This is a genomic window from Streptomyces scopuliridis RB72, from assembly GCF_000718095.1.
Classification (GTDB): domain Bacteria; phylum Actinomycetota; class Actinomycetes; order Streptomycetales; family Streptomycetaceae; genus Streptomyces; species Streptomyces scopuliridis.
The window spans coordinates 1-23,485 of the sequence record NZ_JOEI01000039.1 but is presented as its reverse complement, the minus strand read 5'-3'; the positions used below and the strand labels follow the sequence as shown (position 1 = coordinate 23,485).

At 73.6% G+C, this 23,485-nt stretch carries 1 protein-coding gene and 2 pseudogenes; all 3 read left to right on the top strand.

Annotated elements, in window-relative coordinates; translation table 11 throughout:
• Positions 1–11: 11 nt before the first annotated feature.
• Positions 12–4,127 (top strand): annotated as a pseudogene (locus IF11_RS0134140) (type I polyketide synthase); the annotation flags it as partial.
• Between the two features lie 44 nt (positions 4,128–4,171).
• Positions 4,172–13,756, top strand: coding sequence for a type I polyketide synthase (locus IF11_RS0134135; protein ID WP_037729285.1), 9,585 nt, complete (start codon positions 4,172–4,174; stop codon positions 13,754–13,756).
• A 134-nt stretch (positions 13,757–13,890) separates the two neighbouring features.
• Positions 13,891–23,485 (top strand): annotated as a pseudogene (locus IF11_RS37235) (SDR family NAD(P)-dependent oxidoreductase); the annotation flags it as partial.

The following is a 23,485-nucleotide window of genomic DNA, read 5'->3' as shown; positions in this document are numbered from 1 at the left end:
TGACGATCGGAGCCGACGAAGACCCGGTAGTGGTCGTCGGGATGGCATGCCGCTATCCGGGAGGAGTGCGCTCCCCCGAGGAGCTGTGGGAGCTGGTCCTGACGGGCCGTGACGCGATCTCCGGCTTCCCGGCGGACCGCGGCTGGGACCTGGACGCGCTGGCCGGTGAAGGACCGGGCCGCAGTGTGACCCGCCACGGCGGATTCCTGCACGACGCGGCGGACTTCGACGCCGGATTCTTCGGCATGTCACCCCGCGAGGCGGTGTCCACGGACCCGCAGCAGCGGCTGGTGCTCGAAACCTCCTGGGAGGCCGTCGAACGGGCCGGGATCGACCCCTACGCGCTGAACGGCAGCCGCACCGGCGTGTTCGTCGGCACCAACGGGCAGGACTACGCCACCGTCACCCAGCAGTCCGGGGAAGACCTGGCGGGCCACGCCATGACCGGACTCTCGCCCAGCGTCGCGTCCGGCCGGCTCGCCTACACCCTCGGTCTCGAAGGACCGGCGGTCACCGTCGACACCGCGTCGTCCTCCTCGCTGGTCGCCCTGCACTGGGCGGCGCGCTCGCTGCGCGCGGGGGAGTGCTCGATGGCGCTGGCCGGGGGCGTCACCGTGATGTCCACCCCCGTGGGGTTCGTCGGCTACTCCCGCCAGGGCGGGCTGGCCCCCGACGGGCGCTGCAAGGTGTTCTCCGACGACGCCGACGGCACCGCCTGGGCCGAGGGCGTCGGCATCGTCGTACTGGAACGCCTCTCCGACGCCCGCGCCCATGGCCACTCCGTACTCGCCGTCATCCGCGGCAGCGCCACCAACCAGGACGGCGCCTCCAACGGTCTGACCTCCCCGAGCGGCCGGGCGCAGGAGAACGTGATCCGTCAGGCGCTGGCCGACGCGGGCCTCACCGGAGCCGATATCGATCTGGTCGAGGCACACGGCACCGGTACGAAGCTGGGTGACCCGATCGAGGCGCAGGCGCTGCTCGCCACCTACGGACGCGACCGTACCTCCGGGAGCCCGCTGCGGCTCGGCTCCCTCAAGTCGAACATCGGGCACGCCCAGGCGGCGGCCGGGGTCGCGGGCTTCATCAAGACCGTGATGGCCCTGCGGCACGGGCTGATGCCGCGCACCCTGCATGTGAACAAGCGGACCTCCCATGTGGACTGGTCGGGCGGCGCCATCGAGCTGCTGACCGAGCCGGTCCCGTGGCACGCCGACGGCCGGCCCCGGCGCGCGGGCGTGTCGTCCTTCGGTATCAGCGGCACCAACGCGCATCTGATCGTCGAACAGGCCCCGGACACGGGCGAACCGGCCCCGGCCGCTCCCGTACCGGCCACCACGCCCGCCGTGGTGCCCTGGCCCGTCTCGGCCAGGACCGAAGCCGCGCTGCAGGACCAACTGGCCCGGCTCACGGACTTCGTGGCCGGCGCCCCCGGCCTCGCGCCGGTCGACATCGGCTACTCCCTGGCGACCGGCCGGGCCGCGCTGCGGCACCGCGCCGTACTGCTCGCGAACGGCCGGGACATCACCGAAGCCGCCCGCGGCGAGGCGGGCGACGGCACCACCGCGATCCTCTTCCCCGGCCAGGGCAGCCAGCGCCTGGGCATGGGGCGCGAACTGTACGCGCGCTTCCCGGTCTTCGCCCGCGCCCTCGACGAGGTGCTGACCGAGCTGGACGGACATCTCGGCCGGCCGCTGCGTGAGGTGATGTGGGGCGGCGACCCGGAGACGCTGAACCTCACCGGCTGGACCCAGCCCGCGCTGTTCGCCATCGAGACGGCGCTGTTCCGGCTGGTGGAGTCCCTGGGGGTACGCCCCGCCGTGGTCGGCGGCCACTCGATCGGCGAGATCGCGGCGGCCCATGTCGCGGGCGTGTTCTCGCTGGCCGACGCCTGCCGGCTGGTCGCCGCGCGCGCCGCCCTGATGCAGGAGCTGCCCACGGGCGGCGCGATGGTCGCCGTACAGGCCGCCGAGGACGAGATCCTTCCGCTGCTCGCGGGCCGCGCGGACCAGGTCTCCATCGCCGCCGTCAACGGGCCCGCGTCCGTGGTCGTCGCGGGCGAGGAGAGCGCGGTCCTGGAGATCGCCGCGCACTTCACCGGACAGGGCCGCAAGACGAACCGCCTGTCGGTGTCGCACGCTTTCCACTCCCCGCTGATGGACCCGATGCTCGCGGACTTCCGGCGCGTCGTGGAATCGCTCACCTTCCATGAGCCGGCCGTGCCCGTCGTCTCGAACCTCACCGGCGACCTGGCCGGCGCGCGGCCGGCCACCCCCGACTACTGGGTGCGGCACGTACGCCAGGCCGTGCGCTTCTCCGACGGCGTCACGGCACTGCGCGACGAGAACGTGGACGTCCTGCTCGAACTGGGCCCCGGAAGCGTGCTCTCCGCGATGGCCAAGGACAGCCTCGGCGAGGCCGCCCGGCGCATGACCGTCGTACCCGCGCTGCGCAAGGACCGTACGGAGGAAGCAGCCCTGGTCGCCACGCTGGGCCAGCTGCACACCGCGGGAGTCCCGGTCGACTGGCGGGCCTTCTACGCGGACACGGCCGCCCGGCGCGTCGATCTGCCGACCTACGCCTTCCAGCACGAGCGCTTCTGGCCCGCCCCGCCGTCGGCCGGCGCGGGCAACGGTGGCGCGGGCGCCACCGGACACCCCCTGCTCGGCGTCACCCTGGAACTCGCCGGCGGCGAGGGCCTGGTGTTCACCGGCCGGCTCTCCACCCGCACCCACCCCTGGCTGGCCCAGCACGCGATCGCCGGACGGATCACCCTGCCGGGAACCGCCCTGCTGGAGCTGGCGATCCGGGCCGGCGACGAGGCGGGCTGCGACCGGATAGAGGAACTGACCCTCACCGAACCGCTCGTCCTGCCCGAGCACGGCTCCGTACGGCTGCAAGTACGCCTCAGCACGGCGGACGGCATCGGCTGGCGCACCGTCACCGTCCACTCCCGGCCGGAAGGCGCCGTCCACGAGCTCTGGACCCAGCACGCGGCCGGCGTCCTGACCCCGGTCCCCGGCGAGCCGCGCACCGCCGCGGACCTCGGCTTCGGCACGGGCGTCTGGCCGCCGGAGGGCGCCGAACAGGTGGACCTGGAAGACCACTACGAACGCCTCGCCGACCACGGCTTCGACTACGGCCCGGTCTTCCAGGGCCTGCGGGCGCTATGGCGGCGCGGCGCCGAGACCTTCGCCGAGATCGCCCTGCCCGCCGAGGTGGCCGACGCGGAGGCGTACGGACTCCACCCCGCCCTGCTGGACGCGGCGCGGCACGCCGCCATGACGGACGACGGCAGCCTGCCCGACCGCTGGCGAGGCGTGTCCCTGCACGCCTTCGGAGCCTCCGCGCTGCGCGTACGGCTCGCCCCGTGCGGTGACGCCGGTGACGGCGGTGACAAGAGCGACGGCCGTGTGATGGAGCTGACGGCCGCCGACTTCTCCGGGACCCCGGTGCTCACGGTCGAGGCGCTGCGCGTACGCCCGCTGACCGCACAGGAGTTGCTGCCCGCCCCGGCGGCGCCCCGGAACGGCGCCCGTACGGAGTCCGCCGGAGCCCGCACCACCCGGCCGCCGGCCGCCAAGCCGGGCGTACGGGACGGAGACGTCCCCACGCTGGTCAAGCAGCTGGAAGAGATGCCCGAGGCCAAGCGGACGCGGTATCTGCTCGACCTCGTACGGACCGAGGCCGCCGCGGTGCTCGGCCACGGCAGCGCGGACGCCATCGGCGCCCGGCACGCCTTCAAGGAAATGGGCTTCGACTCGCTCGCGGGCGTCGAACTCTGCGACCGGCTCGGCGTACTCACCGGCCGGGCGCTGCCCAGCACGCTCGTCTTCAACTTCCCGACGCCCGTACGGATCGCCGACCATCTCGCGGCGATCCTCACCGCACCCGCCGCCCCGGCGACGGGATCGGCGGACGACGAACTCACCAGGTTCGAGGCCGTCATCCACTCGGTGTCGTCGGACGGTTTTGAACGCCAGGTGATCGCTGACCGCCTGGAGAAAATCATCTCCACCCTTCGACAATCCACGCCCTCCGCACTGCGCACTCCCGGCGAGGACATCGAGACGGTGTCGGTCGACAGACTGCTCGACATCATCGATGAAGAGTTCGAAACCACATAGAGAATTGTTGCTTTCGTTCGCGACCCGATGATGAGGACGGACCGGTGCCAGAAGATCAGCAGGACAAAGTCGTCGACTACTTGAGGCGGGTTACTTCCGATCTCCGCCGCGCGCGGCAGCGCATCGGCGAACTGGAGCTCAAGAACAACGAGCCCATCGCCCTTGTCGGAATGAGCTGCCGGCTGCCGGGAGGCGTACGTTCCCCGGAAGCCCTGTGGGAACTCGTCGAGTCCGGTGGCGACGCCATATCGGGATTCCCCGCCGACCGCGGCTGGAATATCGACCAGCTCACCGGGACCGGCGAAGGAAGCAGTGCCACCCACGAAGGCGGCTTTCTCTACGAGGCGGCCGAATTCGACGCGGGCTTCTTCGGTATCTCCCCGCGCGAGGCGATCGCCATGGACCCCCAGCAGCGGCTGCTGCTGGAGGTGACCTGGGAGGCCCTGGAGCGGGCCGGGATCGCCCCGACCGCGCTGCGCGGCAGCCAGGCAGGCGTGTTCGTGGGCGCCTACCACTGGGGAGCGCCCTCGGCCGCCGCGGCCGGTGAACTCCAGGGACACGCGCTGACCGGCACCGCCGCCAGTGTGCTGTCGGGACGGCTCGCCTACACCCTGGGCCTCGAAGGTCCCGCCATCACGGTCGACACCGCCTGCTCGTCCTCGCTCGTCGCCCTGCACGTGGCGGCGCAGTCGCTGCGCAACGGAGAGTCCTCGCTCGCCGTCATCGGCGGCGTCACCGTACTCACGGAGCCCTCGGTCTTCGTGGAGTTCAGCAAGCAGGGCGGACTGGCCCCCGACGGACGGTGCAAGGCATTCTCCGACGGCGCGGACGGGACGGGCTGGGGCGAGGGCGTCGGCGTACTCGTCGCGGAACGCCTCTCGGACGCCCTGCGCAACGGGCACCAGGTCCTCGCCGTGCTGCGCGGCTCCGCGGTCAACCAGGACGGCGCGTCCAACGGGCTGACCGCCCCCAACGGCCCCTCCCAGGAACGGGTGGTCCGTCAGGTCCTCACCAGTGCGGGGCTGTCCCCGTCCGACGTGGACGCGGTGGAGGCGCACGGCACGGGTACTAGGCTCGGTGACCCGATCGAGGCGCAGGCGCTGCTGGCCACCTACGGCCAGGACCGGGACCCCGAGCGTCCGCTGTGGCTCGGCTCGCTCAAGTCGAACATCGGTCACACGCAGGCCGCCGCCGGGGTCGCGGGCGTCATCAAGATGGTGATGGCGCTGCGCAACGGCGTGCTGCCCAGAACACTCCACGCCGAGACCCCCTCGTCGCATGTCGACTGGTCCTCCGGCGCGGTACGGCTGCTGACGGAGGCCGTGGAGTGGCCGGAGACGGGACGGCCGCGCCGGTGCGCGGTGTCGTCGTTCGGTATCAGCGGCACCAACGCGCACGCCTTGCTGGAGCAGGCTCCGGTCCCGGCGGAGGCCGAGGACGAAGCGGACGCCCCGGCGCCGTTCGCGGGCCCCGCTGTGCCCTGGGTCGTGTCCGGGCGCGGTGAGGCGGCGGTACGTGACCAGGCGAGCGCGCTCGTGGCCCGGCTGGAGACCGACCCGTCGGTGCGGCCCGCCGATGTCGGCCACTCCCTTCTCTCGTCGCGCTCGGTCTTCGAGAACCGCGCGGTCGTCGTCGGCGCGGACCGCGACGAACTCCTCGCCGGAGCACGGGCGCTGGGGACCGGCCAGTCCTGGACGGATCTCGTCACGGGCATGGCCGATGTCGAGGGCAAGACGGTCTTCGTCTTCCCCGGGCAGGGTTCGCAATGGGCCGGGATGGGCGCCCAACTGCTCGCGGAGTCACGGGTATTCGCCGAGCGCGTCGCGGAATGCGCCGCCGCTCTGGGCGAGTTCGTGGACTGGTCGCTGGAGGACGTGCTGCGCGGGGCGCCGGACGCCCCGTCGCTGGAGCGGGTCGATGTGGTGCAGCCCGCGTCCTTCGCCGTGATGGTCTCCCTCGCCGCCCTCTGGCGCTCCCACGGTGTGGAGCCCGCGGCGGTCGTGGGCCACTCGCAGGGCGAGATCGCGGCGGCCGTGGTCGCCGGTGCGCTCTCGCTGGAGGACGGCGCGCGGGTGGTCGCGCTGCGCAGCCAGGCGATCGGCCGCACGCTGGCCGGCCATGGCGGGATGATGTCCGTCCCGCTGCCGCCCGACGAGGTGGAGAGCCGGCTGGAGGCCTGGTCGGGCCGGGTGTCGGTGGCCGCCGTCAACGGGCCGCGCTCGGTGGTCGTTTCGGGTGAGCCGGAGGCGCTGGACGAGCTGTCGGCCGAGCTGACGGCCCAGGAGGTACGGGTCCGCCGGGTCGCCGTGGACTACGCCTCGCACTCCGCGCAGGTGGAGAATCTGCACGACGAACTCCTGGAAGTCCTGGCGCCGGTCACCCCGCGCGTCTCCGACGTCCCCTTCTTCTCCACGGTGACCGGTGACTGGCTGGACACCGAGCGGATGGACGCGGGGTACTGGTTCCGCAATCTGCGGCAGAGAGTGCGGTTCGCGGAAGCGGTCGGCGATCTGCTGGCCGACGAACACCGCGTCTTCATCGAGGTCAGCTCGCACCCCGTACTGACCATGTCCGTACAGGACATGACCGAGGCGTACGGCGAACCGGCCGTCGCCACCGGCACGTTGCGACGCGACCGGGGCGGGCTCTCGCGCTTCCTGCTCTCCGCCTCCGAGGTCTTCGTCCGCGGGGTCGAGGTCGACTGGGCCGGACTCTTCGCGGGCACGGACGTCCGCCGGGTCGATCTGCCCACCTACGCCTTCCAGCACGAGCGCTTCTGGAACATCCCCGCCGTGCTCGACCGCGTCGACGCCATCGACCCGCTGGACGCGGAGTTCTGGGCGGCCGTGGAGCGGGAAGACCTCTCCGCGCTGACCTCGGCGCTGCGTACGGACGAGAACTCCGTGGCCGCCGTGCTGCCGGCGCTCTCCTCCTGGCGCAGGTCCCGCAACGACCGCTCCACCGTCGACTCCTGGCGCTACCGGGTGACCTGGTCGCCGGTGAGTACCGCCCCGCAGCGATCGCTGACGGGCAGCTGGCTCGTCGTCTCAGCCGCCGGCACCGACGACAGCGAGACCGTCGGCCTGCTGGAGGGCGCGGGCGCCGAGGTGACCCGGCTGGTCCTGGACGAGTCGTACGTGGACCGCGCCGTACTCGCCGAACGGCTGGCCGGAATCGGCGAGTTCACCGGGATCGTCTCCACGCTCGCCGCCGCCGAGGAGCGCGGCGAGCGCTACCCGGGCCTCACCCTCGGACTCGCGCTGACCGTCTCGCTCGTCCAGGCACTCGGCGACGCCGAGGTGAACGCCCCCCTCTGGTTCCTCACCCGGGGCGCGGTCTCCACCGGCCGCTCCGACGCGCTCACGCACCCGGTGCAGGCCCAGGTCGCCGGTGTCGGCTGGACCGCCGCACTGGAACACCCCCGGCGGTGGGGCGGCGTCATCGATCTGCCGCCGATTCTGGACCAGCGCGCGGCCGGGCGTGTGGTCTCCGCCCTCGCGGGCGCGCTGGGCGACGAGGACCAGCTCGCCGTCCGCCCCTCCGGTGTCTTCACCCGCCGTATCGTCCGCGCCGGGGCCGGCGGACAGGGCCCGTCCCGCACCTGGACGCCACGCGGTACGACACTGGTCACCGGCGGCTCGGGCACCCTCGCCCCCGATCTCGCCCGCTGGCTCGCGGACCGGGGCGCGGAGCATGTGGTGCTCGCCAGCCGCCGGGGCATCGACGCCCCCGGCGCGGCCGAACTGGTCGCGGAACTGGCCGCGTCGGGCACCGAAGCCGCCGCCGTCGCCTGCGATGTGACCGACCGCGACGCCGTCGCCGCGCTGCTCGCGGACCTCAAGGCCGAGGGCCGTACCGTACGCACGGTCATCCACACCGCCGCCGTCATCGAGCTGTACACCCTGGCCGAGACGACGATGGAGTCCTTCTCCGATGTCGTGCACGCCAAGGTCACCGGCGCCCAGCACCTGGACGAACTGCTCGACGACGAGGAACTCGACGACTTCGTCCTCTACTCGTCCACCGCCGGCATGTGGGGGAGCGGGCACCACGCGGCCTATGTCGCGGGCAACGCCTATCTCTCCGCGCTCGCCGTCAGCCGCCGCGCCCGTGGTCTGCGTACCACCTCGGTGCACTGGGGCAAGTGGCCCGACGACATCGAGCGCGAGCTGGCCGACCCGCACCACATCCGCCGCAGCGGTCTCGAATATCTGGACCCGCAGTTGGCGCTGAGCGGGCTGGGCACGGTCCTGGACGACGACGAGACCGTCATCGGGCTCACGGACATCGACTGGGACACGTACTACCCGGTCTTCACCGCCGGCCGTCCCACCCGTCTCTTCGACGAGGTGCCCGAGGTCGCCCGTCAGCTCACCCGGAACGCCGAACAGACCGGCGGACGGCCGGAGATGAGCGATCTCGCGGCGCGGCTGCACGATCTGCCGGGCCCCGAGCAGGAACGACTGCTGCTCACCCTGGTCCGTGCGGAAGCCGCCGCCGTCCTGGGCCACGCCTCCGCCGAGTCCTTCCCCGAGCGGCGCGCCTTCCGCGACATCGGCTTCGACTCGGTCACCGCCGTGGATCTGCGCAACCGCATCGTCGCGGCCACCGGACTCACCCTGCCGTCGACCATGGTCTTCGACTACCCGAACGCGGTCGCGCTCGCGGGCTTCCTGAAGTCCTCCGCCCTCGGCGGCGGCCAGGAGACGGCCGTGGCGGCGCGCACCGCCTCCGCCGGAGCCGGGGGAGCCGGCACGGACGACGACCCCATCGCCATCATCGGCATGAGCTGCCGCTACCCCGGCGGCGCGGGATCGCCGGAGGAGCTGATCCGGCTCGCGCTGGACGGCGCGGACGTGATCTCCGAGTTCCCCGCCGACCGCGGCTGGGACGCCCAGGGGCTCTACGACCCCGACCCCGACCGGCAGGGCAGGACCTACTCCACCCAGGGCGGATTCCTGCACGAGGCGGCGGAGTTCGACCCCGGCTTCTTCGGCATCTCCCCGCGTGAGGCCGTGTCGATGGACCCCCAGCAGCGCCTGCTGCTGGAGACCTCCTGGGAGGCCTTCGAGCGCGCCGGGATCGACCTGGAGTCGCTGCGCGGCAGCGCCGCCGGCACCTTCATCGGCGCCAGCTACCAGGACTACTCGACCAGCGTGCAGAACGGCACCGAGGGCTCCGAGGTACACATGGTCACCGGCACGGCGGCCAGCGTGCTGTCCGGCCGGGTGTCCTATCTGTACGGGTTCGAGGGCCCGGCCGTCACCGTCGACACCGCCTGCTCGTCCTCGCTCGTCGCGATCCATCTGGCCTGCCAGTCGCTGCGCAGCGGCGAGAGCTCCCTCGCGCTGGCCGGCGGCGCGGCCGTGATGGCCACCCCCCACGCCTTCGTGGGCTTCAGCAGGCAGCGGGCGCTCGCGCTCGACGGCCGCTGCAAGCCGTTCTCCGAGGCCGCCGACGGTATGACCCTGGCGGAGGGCGTCGGTGTCGTCCTGATGGAGCGGCTGTCGGATGCCCGGCGCAACGGCCACCGTGTCCTCGCGGTCGTACGCGGCTCCGCGATCAACCAGGACGGCGCCTCCAACGGGCTCACCGCCCCCAACGGCCCCTCCCAGCAGCGCGTCATCCGCCAGGCACTCGCCAACGCCGGACTGACCGGCGCCGAGGTCGACGCGGTGGAGGCGCACGGTACGGGGACGAAGCTCGGTGACCCGATCGAGGCGCAGGCGCTGCTGGCCACCTACGGCCAGGAGCGCGACCCCGAGCGTCCGCTGTGGCTCGGCTCGCTCAAGTCGAACATCGGTCACACGCAGGCCGCCGCCGGAGTCGCCGGTGTCCTCAAGATGGTGATGGCCATGCGCGAGGGCGTCCTCCCCGGGACGCTGCACGCCGACATCCCGTCGTCGCATGTCGACTGGTCCTCCGGCGCTGTGGAGCTGCTGACCGAGCAGACCGCGTGGCCGGACGCCGACCGGCCGCGGCGCGCGGGCGTGTCGTCCTTCGGGATCAGCGGCACCAACGCGCATCTGATCCTGGAACAGGCGCCGCCGGCCGAGGCCGTAACGGCTGACGAGGCTTCGGCGTCCGGCGATTCGACCGGAGCCGAGGACGAGCGCGTCGTGCCCTGGCTCGTCTCGGCCAAGTCCGAGGCGGCGCTGCGCGACCAGGCCGCCCGGCTGCTCGCCCTCGCCGACGCCGACCCCGGCCTCTCGCCCACCCGGGTGGGCTGGTCGCTGGCGACCACCCGCTCCGCCTTCACCCACCGCGCGGTGCTGCTCGGCCGCACCCGGAGCGACTTCCTGCGCTCCCTCGAAGCGCTGTCCACCGAGCGGAGCGCGGCGGGCGTCGTCCACGGCACCGTGGGCGAGGGCTCGACCGGACCCGTGTTCGTCTTCCCGGGCCAGGGCTCCCAGTGGTGGGGCATGGGCCGTGAACTGCTCACGCACTCCGAGGTGTTCCGGGAGGCCGTGGACGCCTGCGCCGACGCGCTCGCCCCGTACATCGACTGGTCACTGCACGACGTCCTGGCCGGTGACGGAGACCCCGCGCTGCTCGAACGCGTGGATGTCGTCCAGCCCGCGCTGTTCTCGATGATGGTCGCCCTCACCGCGCTCTGGCGCTCGTACGGAGTCGAGCCCTCGGCGGTCGTCGGCCACTCGCAGGGCGAGATCGCCGCCGCCCATGTGGCGGGCGCGCTGACCCTGGAGGACGCCGCCGCCGTCGTGGCCCTGCGCAGCCAGGCGCTGCCCCGGCTCTCCGGCCTCGGCGGCATGATGTCGGTGGCCGCGCCCGTCGAGCGGGTGACCGCGCTGCTGGAACCGTGGGGCGAACAGCTCTCGGTCGCGGCCGTCAACGGCCCCTCCTCGGTCATCGTCTCCGGCGACGCCGGGGCGCTGGACGAACTGCTCGCCGCCTGCGAAGAGCAGGGCGTGCGCGCCCGCAAGGTGTCGGTGGACTACGCCTCGCACGGCGCGCACGTCGAGGCCGTACGCGACGAGCTGTCCCGCGTGCTCGCACCGGTCCGCTCCGAGGCCCCGCGCGTGCCGTTCTACTCGACGGTGACCGGCGCCCGGCTGACGGAAGCCGCGTTCGACGGCGAGTACTGGTACACGAACCTGCGCAGGACCGTACGGATGGAGGAGGCGACCCGGGCGCTGCTGGCCGACGGGCACCGCGTCTTCATCGAGATGAGCCCGCACCCGGTGCTGGCCGCCCCCATCCAGGAGACCCAGGAGACCGTGGCGGAGGCCGTCGCCGACTCCGCGGTGGTGCTCGGCACCCTGCGCCGGGACGAGGGCGACCTCAGGCGCTTCCTGGCCTCCCTCGCCGAGGCGCACACGCACGGTACGGCGGTGGACTGGCGCGCGGCGTTCCCCGCCGACGGGGCCGTCCCGGTCGAGCTGCCCACGTACGCCTTCCAGCGCCGCCGGTACTGGCCGGAGCCCCGGCCCGTCGTCGGGACCGGCATCGGCGGCGGTGGCACGGACGCGGACGCGGCGTTCTGGGATCTCGTCGAGAGCGAGGACCTGGAGTCGCTGGCCGACGAACTCGGCGTCGGCGCCAACGGCGCGCGCTCCTCGCTCGGCGCCGTACTGCCCACGCTGTCGGCGTGGCGGGCCAAGTCGCGTGAGCGCTCCGCCGTCAACGCCTGGCGCTACCGCGTCGACTGGACCCGGCTGAACGAACCGGGCGCCACCGCCCCCACGGGCCGCTGGCTCGCGGTGGTCCCGGCCGGCCACGCCGACGACGCCTGGATCTCCGCCGTACTGGCCGCGCTCGGCCCGGACACGGTCCGGTTCGAGGCGGAGGGCGGGGCCGGGAGCGGCACCGACCGCGCGGCCTGGGCCAAGCGGCTCGCCGAACTGACCGCCGAGGGACCGGAGTTCACCGGCGTACTGTCCCTGCTTGCGCCCGTCGAGGAGCGCCACCCGGACCACGCCTCCGTACCCGCGGGGCTGGCTCTGACACTCACCCTCGTCCAGGCACTGGGCGACGCCGGGCTGCGCGCCCCGCTGTGGTGCGCCACCCGGGGCGCCGTGTCGGTGGGCCGGGACGACCGGCTCACCCGGCCCGTGCAGGGCGCCCTGTGGGGCCTCGGCCGGGTGGTCGCGCTGGAGCACCCGGACCGCTGGGGAGGTCTCGTCGACCTCCCCGAGACGCCGGACGCGCGCGCCACGGCCCGGCTGACCGCCGTCCTGGCCGGCCTGGACGGGGAGGACCAGATCGCGATCCGCCCGTCCGGGGTCTACGGCCGCCGCATGACGCACGCGGCGCCCACCGCCGACAACCCCGAGCGCCGCTGGCGCGGCCGGGGTACGGCACTGATCACCGGCGGCACCGGCGGCATCGGCGGCCGGGTCGCCCGCTGGATGGTCGAACGCGGCGCCGGGCATGTGGTGCTGACCAGCCGTCGCGGCGAGGACGCGCCCGGCGCGGCAGCCCTCCGCGCCGAGCTGGAGGACCTGGGCGCCCGCGTCACCATCGCCGCCTGCGACGCCGCCGACCGCGACGCGCTGGCCGGCGTACTGGCCGCGATCCCCGACGAGTTCCCGCTCGCCTCCGTGTTCCACGCGGCGGGCGTGGCCGACGGCGACGCCACCGTGGAGTCGCTGACGCTGGACCAGCTCGACGCGCTGATGCGGTCCAAGCTGACCGCCGCCCTGCATCTGCACGAACTGACCCGCGGCCTCGACCTGGACGCCTTCGTCCTGTTCTCCTCGGGCGCGGCGACCTGGGGCAGCGGCGGCCAGCCCGGCTACGCGGCGGCCAACGCGTTCCTCGACGCCCTCGCCGAGCACCGCAGGGCCGAGGGCCTGACCGCCGCGTCCGTCGCCTGGGGCACCTGGGCCGAGGTCGGCATGGCCACGGTCGACGAGGTCCACGAGCGGCTGCGCCGCCAGGGCGTCATGCCCATGGAACCGCCGCTCGCGCTCGCCGCGCTCCAGCGGATGCTGGAGGACGACGACACGGCGCTCACCGTGACGCTGATGGACTGGGAGCGGTTCACGCCCAGCTTCACCGCGACCCGGCCCAGCCCGCTGCTCTCCGGGATCCCGGAGGCGGGCAGGGCGCTGGCCTCCGACGAACTGCCCGCCGGCGACGGCGGACCGGCCGTCCCGCCGCTCAGGCAGCGGCTCGACACCCTGCCGACGGCCGAACGCGACCGCGCGCTGCTCGAAGCGGTACGCGCGGAGGCGTCCGCGACGCTCGGCCACGACGCGGCCGACGCCATCCCCGCCACCCGCGCCTTCCGCGACGTCGGCTTCGACTCCGTCACCGCGGTCGAACTGCGCAACCGGCTGCGGACGGCCCTGGGCCTGCCGCTGCCGGCGGCCCTGGTCTTCGATCACCCGACCCCGGCCGCCCTCGCCCAGCACATCGGCTCGCTGCTCTTCGGCACCGCCCCCGGGCGGACCGACGAGCACCGCGCCGACGATCCCGACGCGGAGATCCGCGACGCCCTCGCCTCCGTTCCCATCAGCCGACTCCGTAAAGCGGGACTTCTCGACATGGTGCTCAAACTCGCCACCGCCGACGCCGCCGAGGCGACCGCCCCGGCCGCCGAAGGCGAGGACTCACTCGACGACATGGACGCCGAAAGCCTCTTGCGGCTCGCCACCGAGATGTAGGGCGTGTCGCGAAAGTCCCGCCTGGCCCGCGACGCCCTGAGGGCGGACGGCGCTACTTCCGCAACACGCCCTAGCTCCCAACCGGCGACGTCCGCCCCGTCGCGCCGGGCAGACGTCGCCGGTCGCCGCGGCACCTGCGAACTGAAAGAGATCTGGAGAGTCCGATGAGCACGTCCACCAACAAGTACGTCGAGGCGCTGCGGTCCTCCCTGAAGGAGATCGAGCGGCTCCGTCAGCAGAACCAGCAGCTGGTGGCGGCTGCCGAGGAGCCCATCGCCGTCGTCGGCATCGGCTGCCGCTACCCCGGCGGGGTCACCTCCCCCGAGGACCTGTGGGAGCTGGTCACCGAAGGCCGCGACGTCATGGCGGGCTTCCCCGCCGACCGCGGCTGGGACCTGGAGCGCCTCGCCGGGGACGGCCCCGGCCGCAGCCTCGCCCAAGAGGGCGGGTTCCTCTACGACATGGCGGATTTCGACCCCGGGTTCTTCGGGATCTCCCCCCGTGAGGCCGTCGCCATGGACCCCCAGCAGCGGCTGCTGCTGGAAGTCGCCTGGGAGGCCCTGGAGCGCGCCGGTATCGACCCGGCCACACTGCGCGGCAGCCGGGCCGGGGTGTTCGTCGGCACGGCCGGGCAGGACTACGCCACGGTCATCAAGGCGTCCGACGAGGACGCCGAGCTGTACTCGACCACCGGGCACGCCGCGAGCGTCATCTCGGGCCGGCTCTCCTACACGCTCGGCGCCGAGGGCCCCGCCGTCACCGTCGACACCGCCTGCTCCTCCTCACTGGTGGCGCTGCACTGGGCCGCGCAGTCCCTGCGCAACGGCGAGTGCCACATGGCCCTTGCGGGCGGCGCGTCCGTGATGGCGACGCCCGGACCCTTCGTCTCCTTCACCGCCCAGAGCGGTATGGCCGCCGACGGCCGCTGCAAGTCGTTCTCCCAGGACGCCGACGGCACCGGCTGGGGCGAGGGCGCCGCCGTCCTCGTACTGGAACGCCTCTCGGACGCCCAGCGGGCCGGCCACCCGGTCCTGGCCGTCCTGCGCGGCAGCGCGATCAACCAGGACGGCGCCTCCAACGGCCTGTCCGCGCCCCACGGCCCCTCACAGCGGCGCGTCATCCGCGCCGCCCTGGAGAACGCCCGGCTGGCACCCGCCGAGGTGGACATCGTCGAGGCGCACGGTACGGGCACGACCCTCGGCGACCCGATCGAGGCGCAGGCGCTGCTGGCCACCTACGGCCAGGACCGCGAACAGCCGCTGCGGCTCGGGTCGGTGAAGTCGAACATCGGGCACACCCAGGCGGCCTCGGGCGCCGCCGGTGTCATCAAGATGATCATGGCGATGCGGCACGGACTGATGCCGCGCAGCCTGCACGTGGGCGAGCCCTCCCACGACGTGGACTGGACCACCGGCTCCATCGAACTGCTCGACCAGCCCCTCGCCTGGCCCGAGACGGGCCGCGCCCGGCGCGCCGCCGTCTCCTCCTTCGGTGTCAGCGGCACCAACGCGCATGTGATCCTCGAACAGGCCCCGGCGGCCACCGAGGACGCCCCCGCCGAGGACTCCGCGCTGCCCGGTGTCATCCCCTGGGCCCTCTCCGGCCGGTCCGCCGCCGCCCTGGCCGACCAGCGCGCCCGGCTGCTCTCCTTCATCGAGCGCAACCCCGGGACCCGGCCCGCCGATATCGGCCACTCCCTCGCCGCGGGCCGCTCGGTCTTCGAGTACCGGTCGGTCCTGCTCGCCGGCGCCACCGCCGACACAGAACCCACCGTGCTCGCCGACGGCGTCGCCGACGAGGGCCTGCTCGCCGTACTCTTCTCCGGCCAGGGCTCCCAGCGCCTCGGCATGGGACGCGAACTCCACGCCGGATTCCCGGTGTTCGCGCAAGCCTTCGACGCCGTCGCCGACGCGCTCGACACCCACCTCGACCGCCCGCTGCGCGACATCGTCTGGGGCACCGACCCCGATCCGCTCAACGAGACCCGCTGGACACAGCCCGCCCTCTTCGCCGTCGAGGTCGCGCTCTACCGCCTCGTCGCCTCGCTCGGCGTCACCCCCGACTTCGTCGGCGGCCACTCCATCGGTGAAATAGCGGCCGCCCATGTGGCGGGCGTGTTCTCGCTGGAGGACGCCTGCCGCCTCGTCGCCGCCCGCGCCTCGCTGATGGCGGCCCTGCCCGCCGGCGGCGTCATGGTCGCCGTACGGGCCACCGAGGACGAGGTCGCCCCGCTGCTCACCGGGCTCACCGAACGGGTGTCGATCGCCGCCGTCAACGGACCCACGTCCGTCGTCATCGCCGGTGACGAGAGCGCCGTACAGGACATCGCCGCGCACTTCGAGGCACGGGACCGCAAGACCAGCCGGCTGCGCGTCTCGCACGCCTTCCACTCGCCGCTCATGGAACCGATGCTGACGGAGTTCCGCGCCGTCGCGGAGAGCCTGACGTACGAGGAACCCACGATCCCCGTCGTGTCGAACGTGACCGGCCGGATCGCCGACGTCGCGGAGCTGTGCTCCGCCGCCTACTGGGTACGGCACGTACGCGAAGCCGTACGGTTCGCCGACGGCGTCCGCACCCTCACCGGACGCGGCGTCACCACCCTGCTGGAGCTGGGCCCCGACGGCGTGCTCTCCGCCATGGCCCAGGACTCGCTGACGGAGCGGGCGGCGATGGTGCCGCTGCTGCGCAAGGACCGCCCGGAGGAACTGGCCGCCGTCACCGCCCTCGCGCGGGTGCACGTCCGCGGCGCCACCGTGCGCTGGGCCGGGCTCTACGACGGCACCGGCGCCCGCCGCGTCGACCTGCCCACCTACCCGTTCCAGCGCCAGCGCTTCTGGCCCGCCGTCACCCTCAACAAGGCCGGCGACATGCGCGCCGCCGGACTCGGCTCCGCCGGGCACCCGCTGCTCGGCGCGGCCGTCGAACTCGCCGACGGCGAGGGCGCGCTGTTCACCAGCCGGCTGTCCACGCAGTCCCACCCCTGGCTCGCCGACCACGGCGTACGCGGCCGTGCCCTGCTGCCCGGGACGGCCTTCGTCGAGCTCGCCATCCGCGCCGGTGACGAGGTCGACTGCGGCCGCGTCGAGGAACTGGCCCTCGCCGCGCCGCTCGCACTGCCCGAGCACGGCGCCGTACAGCTTCAGGTGCGCGTCGGCGCCGCCGACGCCTCGGGACGCCGCCCGCTGGGCATCTACTCGCGCGTCGAGGACGGCTTCGACCTCCCCTGGTCGCAGCACGCCACCGGATTCGTCGCCCCCGGCACAGGCGCCCCCGACCCCGGCTTCGACGCCACCGTATGGCCGCCCGCCGGCGCCGAACCCGTCGACCTCGACGGCTGCTACGAACGGCTCGCCGGACTCGGCTTCGACTACGGCCCCGTCTTCCAGGGCCTGCGCGCCGCCTGGCGGCGCGGCGACGAGGTGTACGCCGACGTCACCCTCCCGGAGGGCGCGGACACCGACGCGAGCGCCTTCGGTCTCCACCCGGCGCTGCTCGACGCGGCCCAGCACGCGGCGGCCTTCACCGACCTCGGCGCCATCAGCCGGGGCGGACTGCCGTTCGCCTGGGAGGGCGTGTCACTGATCGCCTCCGGCGCCACGGCGGTACGCGCCCGGCTGTCCCCGGCGGGCGACGACACCGTCTCCATCGCGGTGTACGACGCGGCGGGCGGCCCGGTCCTCTCCGTGGACTCCCTCGTCTCGCGCACGGTCCCCACAGAGAGCCTCGACGAGGCCGGCGCGGTGCACCGGGACTCGCTGTTCCGCGTGGAGTGGACCGCGGTGAAGGGCCCGGCCCCGGCCGGACCCGACGCGGTGGCCGTGATCGGCGCCGACCCGCTCGGCCTGGCCGGCGCGCTGCGTACGGCGGGCGCCCCGGTGACGGTCCACCCCGACCTGACCGCGCTCGCGGCCGCGGACGGCCCGGCCCCCGGCGTGGTCCTGATCGCCGCCGTCGGCGCACCCGCCGACGCGGACGAGGGCGTCGTGGCGGCGACCCACGCCCTCGGCGCCCGCGTCCTCGGAGACGTACAGCGGTGGCTGGACGAGGACCGGTTCGCCGACGCGCGCCTGGTGTTCGTCACCCACGGCGCGCTGACGGGCGACGACCTCGCCGCCGCCTCGGTCCACGGCCTCGTACGCACGGCCAGGACCGAGAATCCGGGACGCCTCGGCCTCCTGGACATCGACCCCGGCACGGCCTCACTCCCCCCGGAGGCCGTGCCGGCCATCCTCGTCTCCGCCCTCGCGGCCGCGGCCGACGAGCCCGACCTCGCGGTGCGCGGCGGGGAACTGCTCGCCGCCCGTCTGACCCGCGTCCCCGTCCCCGAGGAGCGGGCCGCCTGGGACGCCGAGGGAACCGTCCTCATCACCGGCGGTACGGGCGGACTCGGCGGCGTCCTCGCCCGGCACCTGGTCGCCGAGCGCGGCGTACGGCACCTGCTGCTCGTCAGCCGCCGCGGCCTCGCCGCCGACGGCGCCGAGACGCTCAAGGCCGAACTCACCGCACAGGGCGCCCAGGTGACCGTCGCCCCCTGCGATGTCACCGACCGGACCGCCCTCGCGGAACTGCTGGCGGCCGTCCCCGCCGCACACCCGCTCACCGCCGTCATCCACACCGCCGGTGTCGTCGACGACGGCGTGATCGGCTCACTCACCCCGGCGCGGCTCGACAGCGTGCTGCGCCCCAAGGCCGACGCCGCCTGGAACCTCCATGAACTGACCCGCGGACTCGACCTGGCCGCGTTCGTGCTCTTCTCCTCCGTCGCCGCCACCCTCGGCAGCCCCGGCCAGGCCAACTATGCGGCCGGAAACGCCTTCCTGGACGCGCTCGCCACCCACCGGCGCGCCGGCGGACTGCCCGGCCTCGCCCTCGCCTGGGGCCCCTGGACCCAGAGCGTCGGCATGACCAGCACACTCACCGACATCGACGTGGAGCGCATCGCGCGCTCGGGTATGCCGCCGCTCTCCGTCGACCAGGGCGTGGCGCTCTTCGACGCCGCCCTCGCCACCGACGCGCCGGCCGTCGCGCCCGTACGCCTCGACCTGCCCGTCCTCCGTACCCAGGGCGAGATCCCGCCCCTGCTGCGCGGCCTCATCCGCACCCCCGGCCGGCGCGCCGCCGCACAGGTCTCGGAGACGGCGGGCGGCCTCGCCCAGCGGCTCACCGGACTGAACGCCGCCGAACGCCGTGAGATCCTCCTCGACCTCGTACGCGGCCAGGTCGCGCAGGTGCTCGGCCATGCCGACGCCGCGGAGGTCGAGGCATCCCGCCAGTTCCAGGACCTCGGCTTCGACTCGCTGACGGCGGTCGAGCTGCGCAACGGACTCAACACCGTGACCGGCCTGCGGCTGCCCGCGACCATGGTCTTCGACTACCCGACCCCGAGCGCCCTCGCCGACCACATGCGCGACGAACTGCTCGGCACCGAGGCCGAAGCACCCGCCGCGCCCGTGGCCGCGCTGCCGCCGGTCGCCGACGACCCCATCGCGATCGTCGGCATGGCCTGCCGTTACCCGGGCGGGGTGACCTCGCCGGAAGACCTCTGGCGGCTCGTCACGGAGGACGGCGACGCCATCTCAGGCTTCCCCACCAACCGCGGCTGGGACCTCGACGGGCTCTACGACCCGGACCCCGACCACCCCGGCAGGACCCATGTCCGCGAGGGCGGATTCCTGCACACGGCCGGCGAGTTCGACCCGGACTTCTTCGGGATGTCGCCCCGCGAGGCGATGGCCACCGACTCCCAGCAGCGCCTGCTGCTCGAACTCTCGTGGGAAGCCGTCGAGCGGGCCGGCATCGACCCCGTCTCACTGCGCGACAGCCGGACCGGTGTCTTCGCCGGTGTCATGTACAACGACTACGGCCCGCTGCTCACGGGCGAGGAGTACGAGGCCTTCCGCGGCAACGGCAGCGCGCCGAGCGTGGCCTCCGGCCGTGTCTCCTACACTCTGGGGCTCGAAGGCCCGGCGGTGACCGTGGACACCGCCTGCTCCTCCTCCCTGGTCGGCATGCATCTCGCCGCGCAGGCGCTGCGTGGCGGTGAGTGCTCGCTGGCGCTGGCCGGCGGTGTCACCGTCATGTCCACCCCGAGCACCTTCGTCGAGTTCTCCCGGGCGCGCGGCCTGGCCCCCGACGGCCGGTCCAAGGCGTTCTCCGAGTCGGCCGACGGCGTCGCCTGGTCCGAGGGCGTCGGCATGCTCGTGCTTGAACGCCTCTCGGACGCGCGGCGCAACGGCCATCAGGTGCTCGCCCTGCTGCGCGGCAGCGCGATCAACCAGGACGGCGCGTCGAACGGCCTCACCGCCCCGAACGGGCCTTCACAGCAACGCGTGATCCGCCAGGCGCTCGCCAGCGGCGGGCTCTCGGCCGACGATGTCGACGTGGTGGAGGCGCACGGTACGGGGACGACGCTCGGCGACCCGATCGAGGCGCAGGCGCTGCTGGCCACGTACGGGCGCGACCGCGACCCCGAGCGTCCGCTGCTGCTCGGTTCGGTGAAGTCGAACATCGGTCACACGCAGGCCGCGGCCGGTGTCGCCGGTGTGATCAAGATGGTGATGGCGATGCGGCACGGGGTGCTGCCGCGGACGCTCCATGTGACCGAGCCGTCGACCCATGTCGACTGGTCGGCGGGCGCGGTGGAGCTGCTGACGGAGCCGGTGGAATGGCCCGAGGCCGGTCGCCCGCGTCGGGCGGGTGTCTCGTCGTTCGGCATCAGCGGTACGAACGCCCACGTCATCCTGGAGCAGCCGCCCACCGTCATCCGGGGAACGGTGCTCGCCGGGTCCGAAGTCCCGGCTGTCGAGCCGGGCGTGGTGCCGTGGGTGCTCTCGGGCCGGACGCCCGAGGCGCTGGCGGATCAGGCGCGGCGGCTGCTGTCCGTACGGCCGGTTCCCGGTCTTCGCGGAGGCGCTGGACTCCGTACTGACCGCGCTGGACGCCGAGTTGGGGCGTTCGCTGCGTGGGGTGATGTGGGGCGAGGACGCGGAGCTGCTGAACGACACGGGGTTCACCCAGCCGGCGTTGTTCGCCGTCGAGGTGGCGCTGTTCCGGTTGGTGGAGTCGTGGGGTGTGGTCCCGGACTTCGTCGCCGGTCATTCGATCGGTGAGATCGCGGCGGCACATGTGGCGGGCGTGTTCTCACTGGAGGATGCCTGCACATTGGTGGTGGCGCGGGCGCGGCTGATGGGGGCGCTGCCGACCGGTGGTGCGATGGTCGCGGTGCAGGCGATGGAGGACGAGGTCCTGCCGCTGCTGTCCGGCGAAGTGTCCATCGCGGCCGTCAACGGCCCGACGTCCGTGGTGATTGGCGCCGCGTATCCCGGTGGTGTCGAACCTGACGGGTGGTCTGGCGTCGGCGGAGGAGCTGTGCTCGGCCGAGTACTGGGTACGGCATGTCCGCGAGGCGGTCCGCTTCGCGGATGGCGTACGGACGCTCGGTGAGCAGGGCGTGAGCACGTTCCTGGAGCTGGGCCCGGACGGTGTGCTGTCGGCTATGGCCCAGGAGTCCGTACCGGACGGCGCCGTGACCGTACCCCTGCTCCGTAAGAACCGGGCGGGCGAGCCCGCCGCGCTGACCGCTCTGGCACAGCTGTACGTACGGGGCGTTCCCGTGGACTGGGCGGCGGTGTTCGCCGGAACCGGCGCGGCGTGGGTCGATGTGCCCACGTACCCCTTCCAGCATCAGTGGATCTGGCCGGCCGGCTCACAGGCCGGTGCCGCCGGTGATGTGCGCGCCGCCGGACTCGGCTCCGCCGAACACCCGTTGCTGGGCGCGGCGGTCGAACTCGCCGAGGGTGAAGGCGCGTTGTTCACCGGTCGGCTGTCCGTCCAGTCCCATCCCTGGCTCGCGGACCACGCGGTCATGGGCCGGATCCTGCTGCCGGGAACCGCCCTGCTTGAGCTGGCGTTCCGCGCCGGTGACGAGGTCGGCTGCGACCGGGTCGAGGAGCTGACGCTCGCGGCGCCGCTGGTGCTGCCGGAGGGCGGCGCGGTCCAGGTGCAGGTGCGTGTCGGGGTCGCGGACGACGCGGACCGGCGCTCGATCACGGTGCACTCGCGGCTCGACGGTGCCGACGAGCGGTCGTGGACACAGCACGCCATGGGTGTGCTGACGGTCGGAGGCCGGACGCCGGCCGACGGGCTCGACGCGACGGTATGGCCGCCGGAGGGTGCCGAGGCGCTGGAAGCCGAGGGCTGCTACGAGCGGTTCGCCGAGCTGGGCTTCGCCTACGGCCCGGTGTTCCAGGGCCTGCGCGCCGCCTGGCGGCGTGACGGTGAGATCTTCGCCGAGGTGAGCCTTCCCGAGAGCGCGGAGAGCGACGCCGCCGCGTTCGGTCTGCACCCCGCGCTGCTCGATTCCGCGCTGCACGCCTCGCTCCTCGCGGGCGACGGCGAGCAGGGCAACGGAGGACTGCCGTTCTCATGGGAGGGCGTGTCGCTCCACGCGACGGGCGCCTCCGCGCTGCGGGTCCGCATCGCCCAGGCCGACAACGGCCGGGACGCGGTGTCGATCGCGGTCGCCGATCTCTCCGGAGCGCCGGTCGCCTCGGTCGATTCGCTTCTCGTACGGGCGGTGTCGAGCGAGGAGCTGAGCGAAGACACCGCGCTGGCCAGGGACGCGCTGTTCGGCCTCGACTGGGTTCCGGTGCCGGTGGAGTCCGGTACGGATGTGCCCGAGGCGGTCGCGCTGGTGGGGCCCGACGCGTTCGGGCTCGCCGACGGACTGGCGGCCTCCGGGGCGCGCGTCGAGACGTACGCCGATCTCGCCTCGCTGGCGGCGGGGGAGTCCCCGGTGCCGGACGTGGTGCTGGTCGCCGTGTCCGGGGACCGGGACGGGGTGGCGGAGTCCGCCCACGTACTGACCACCGACGTACTGGCGCTCGCGCAGGGGTGGGCGGCCGAGGAGCGGTTCGCCGGCTCGCGGCTGGTGTTCGTCACCAGGGGCGCGATGGCGGCCGGTGACGAGGAGGCCACCGATATCGCGGCGGCCTCGGTATGGGGCCTGGTGCGCTCCGCGCAGACGGAGAACCCCGGCTGCTTCGGCCTGGTGGACCTCGGCCTCACGGACGACGGCGCCGCGCCACTCGCGCGGTCCCTCAGCACGGACGAGCCCCAGGTGGCGATCCGTGACGGCGCGATCCTGGCGGGCCGGCTCGCGCGGCTGGAGTCGGGTACGGGGCTGGTGCCGCCGGCCGGAGTGCCGTGGCGGCTCGACAGTGAGACGCAGGGCAGTCTGGACGGGCTGACCCTGGCCCCGTTCCCGGAGGTTCTCGCTCCGCTGACCGGCAGCGAGGTCCGTATCGACGTACGGGCCGCCGGTGTCAACTTCCGCGATGTCCTCAAGGCCCTCGACATGTACCCCGGCGACGCCGGACGCATGGGGCGCGAGGCCGCGGGCGTGGTGACCGAAGTGGGTCCCGACGTGACCGGCCTGCGGCCCGGCGACCCGGTCACCGGCCTGGTGTCCGGCGGCTTCGGCTCGCTGGTGGTCGGCGACGCGCGGCTGCTCACCCGGCTGCCCGACGGCTGGTCGTGGGAGACGGCGGCCTCGATGCCGCTGGTGTTCCTGACGGCCTACTACGCGCTGGTGGAGCTGGGCGGGCTGCGGCACGGGGAGAAGGTGCTGATCCACGCCGGTGCGGGTGGTGTCGGCATGGCGGCGATCCAGGTGGCGAACCATCTGGGCGCCGAGGTCTTCGCGACCGCGAGCGAGGGCAAGTGGGA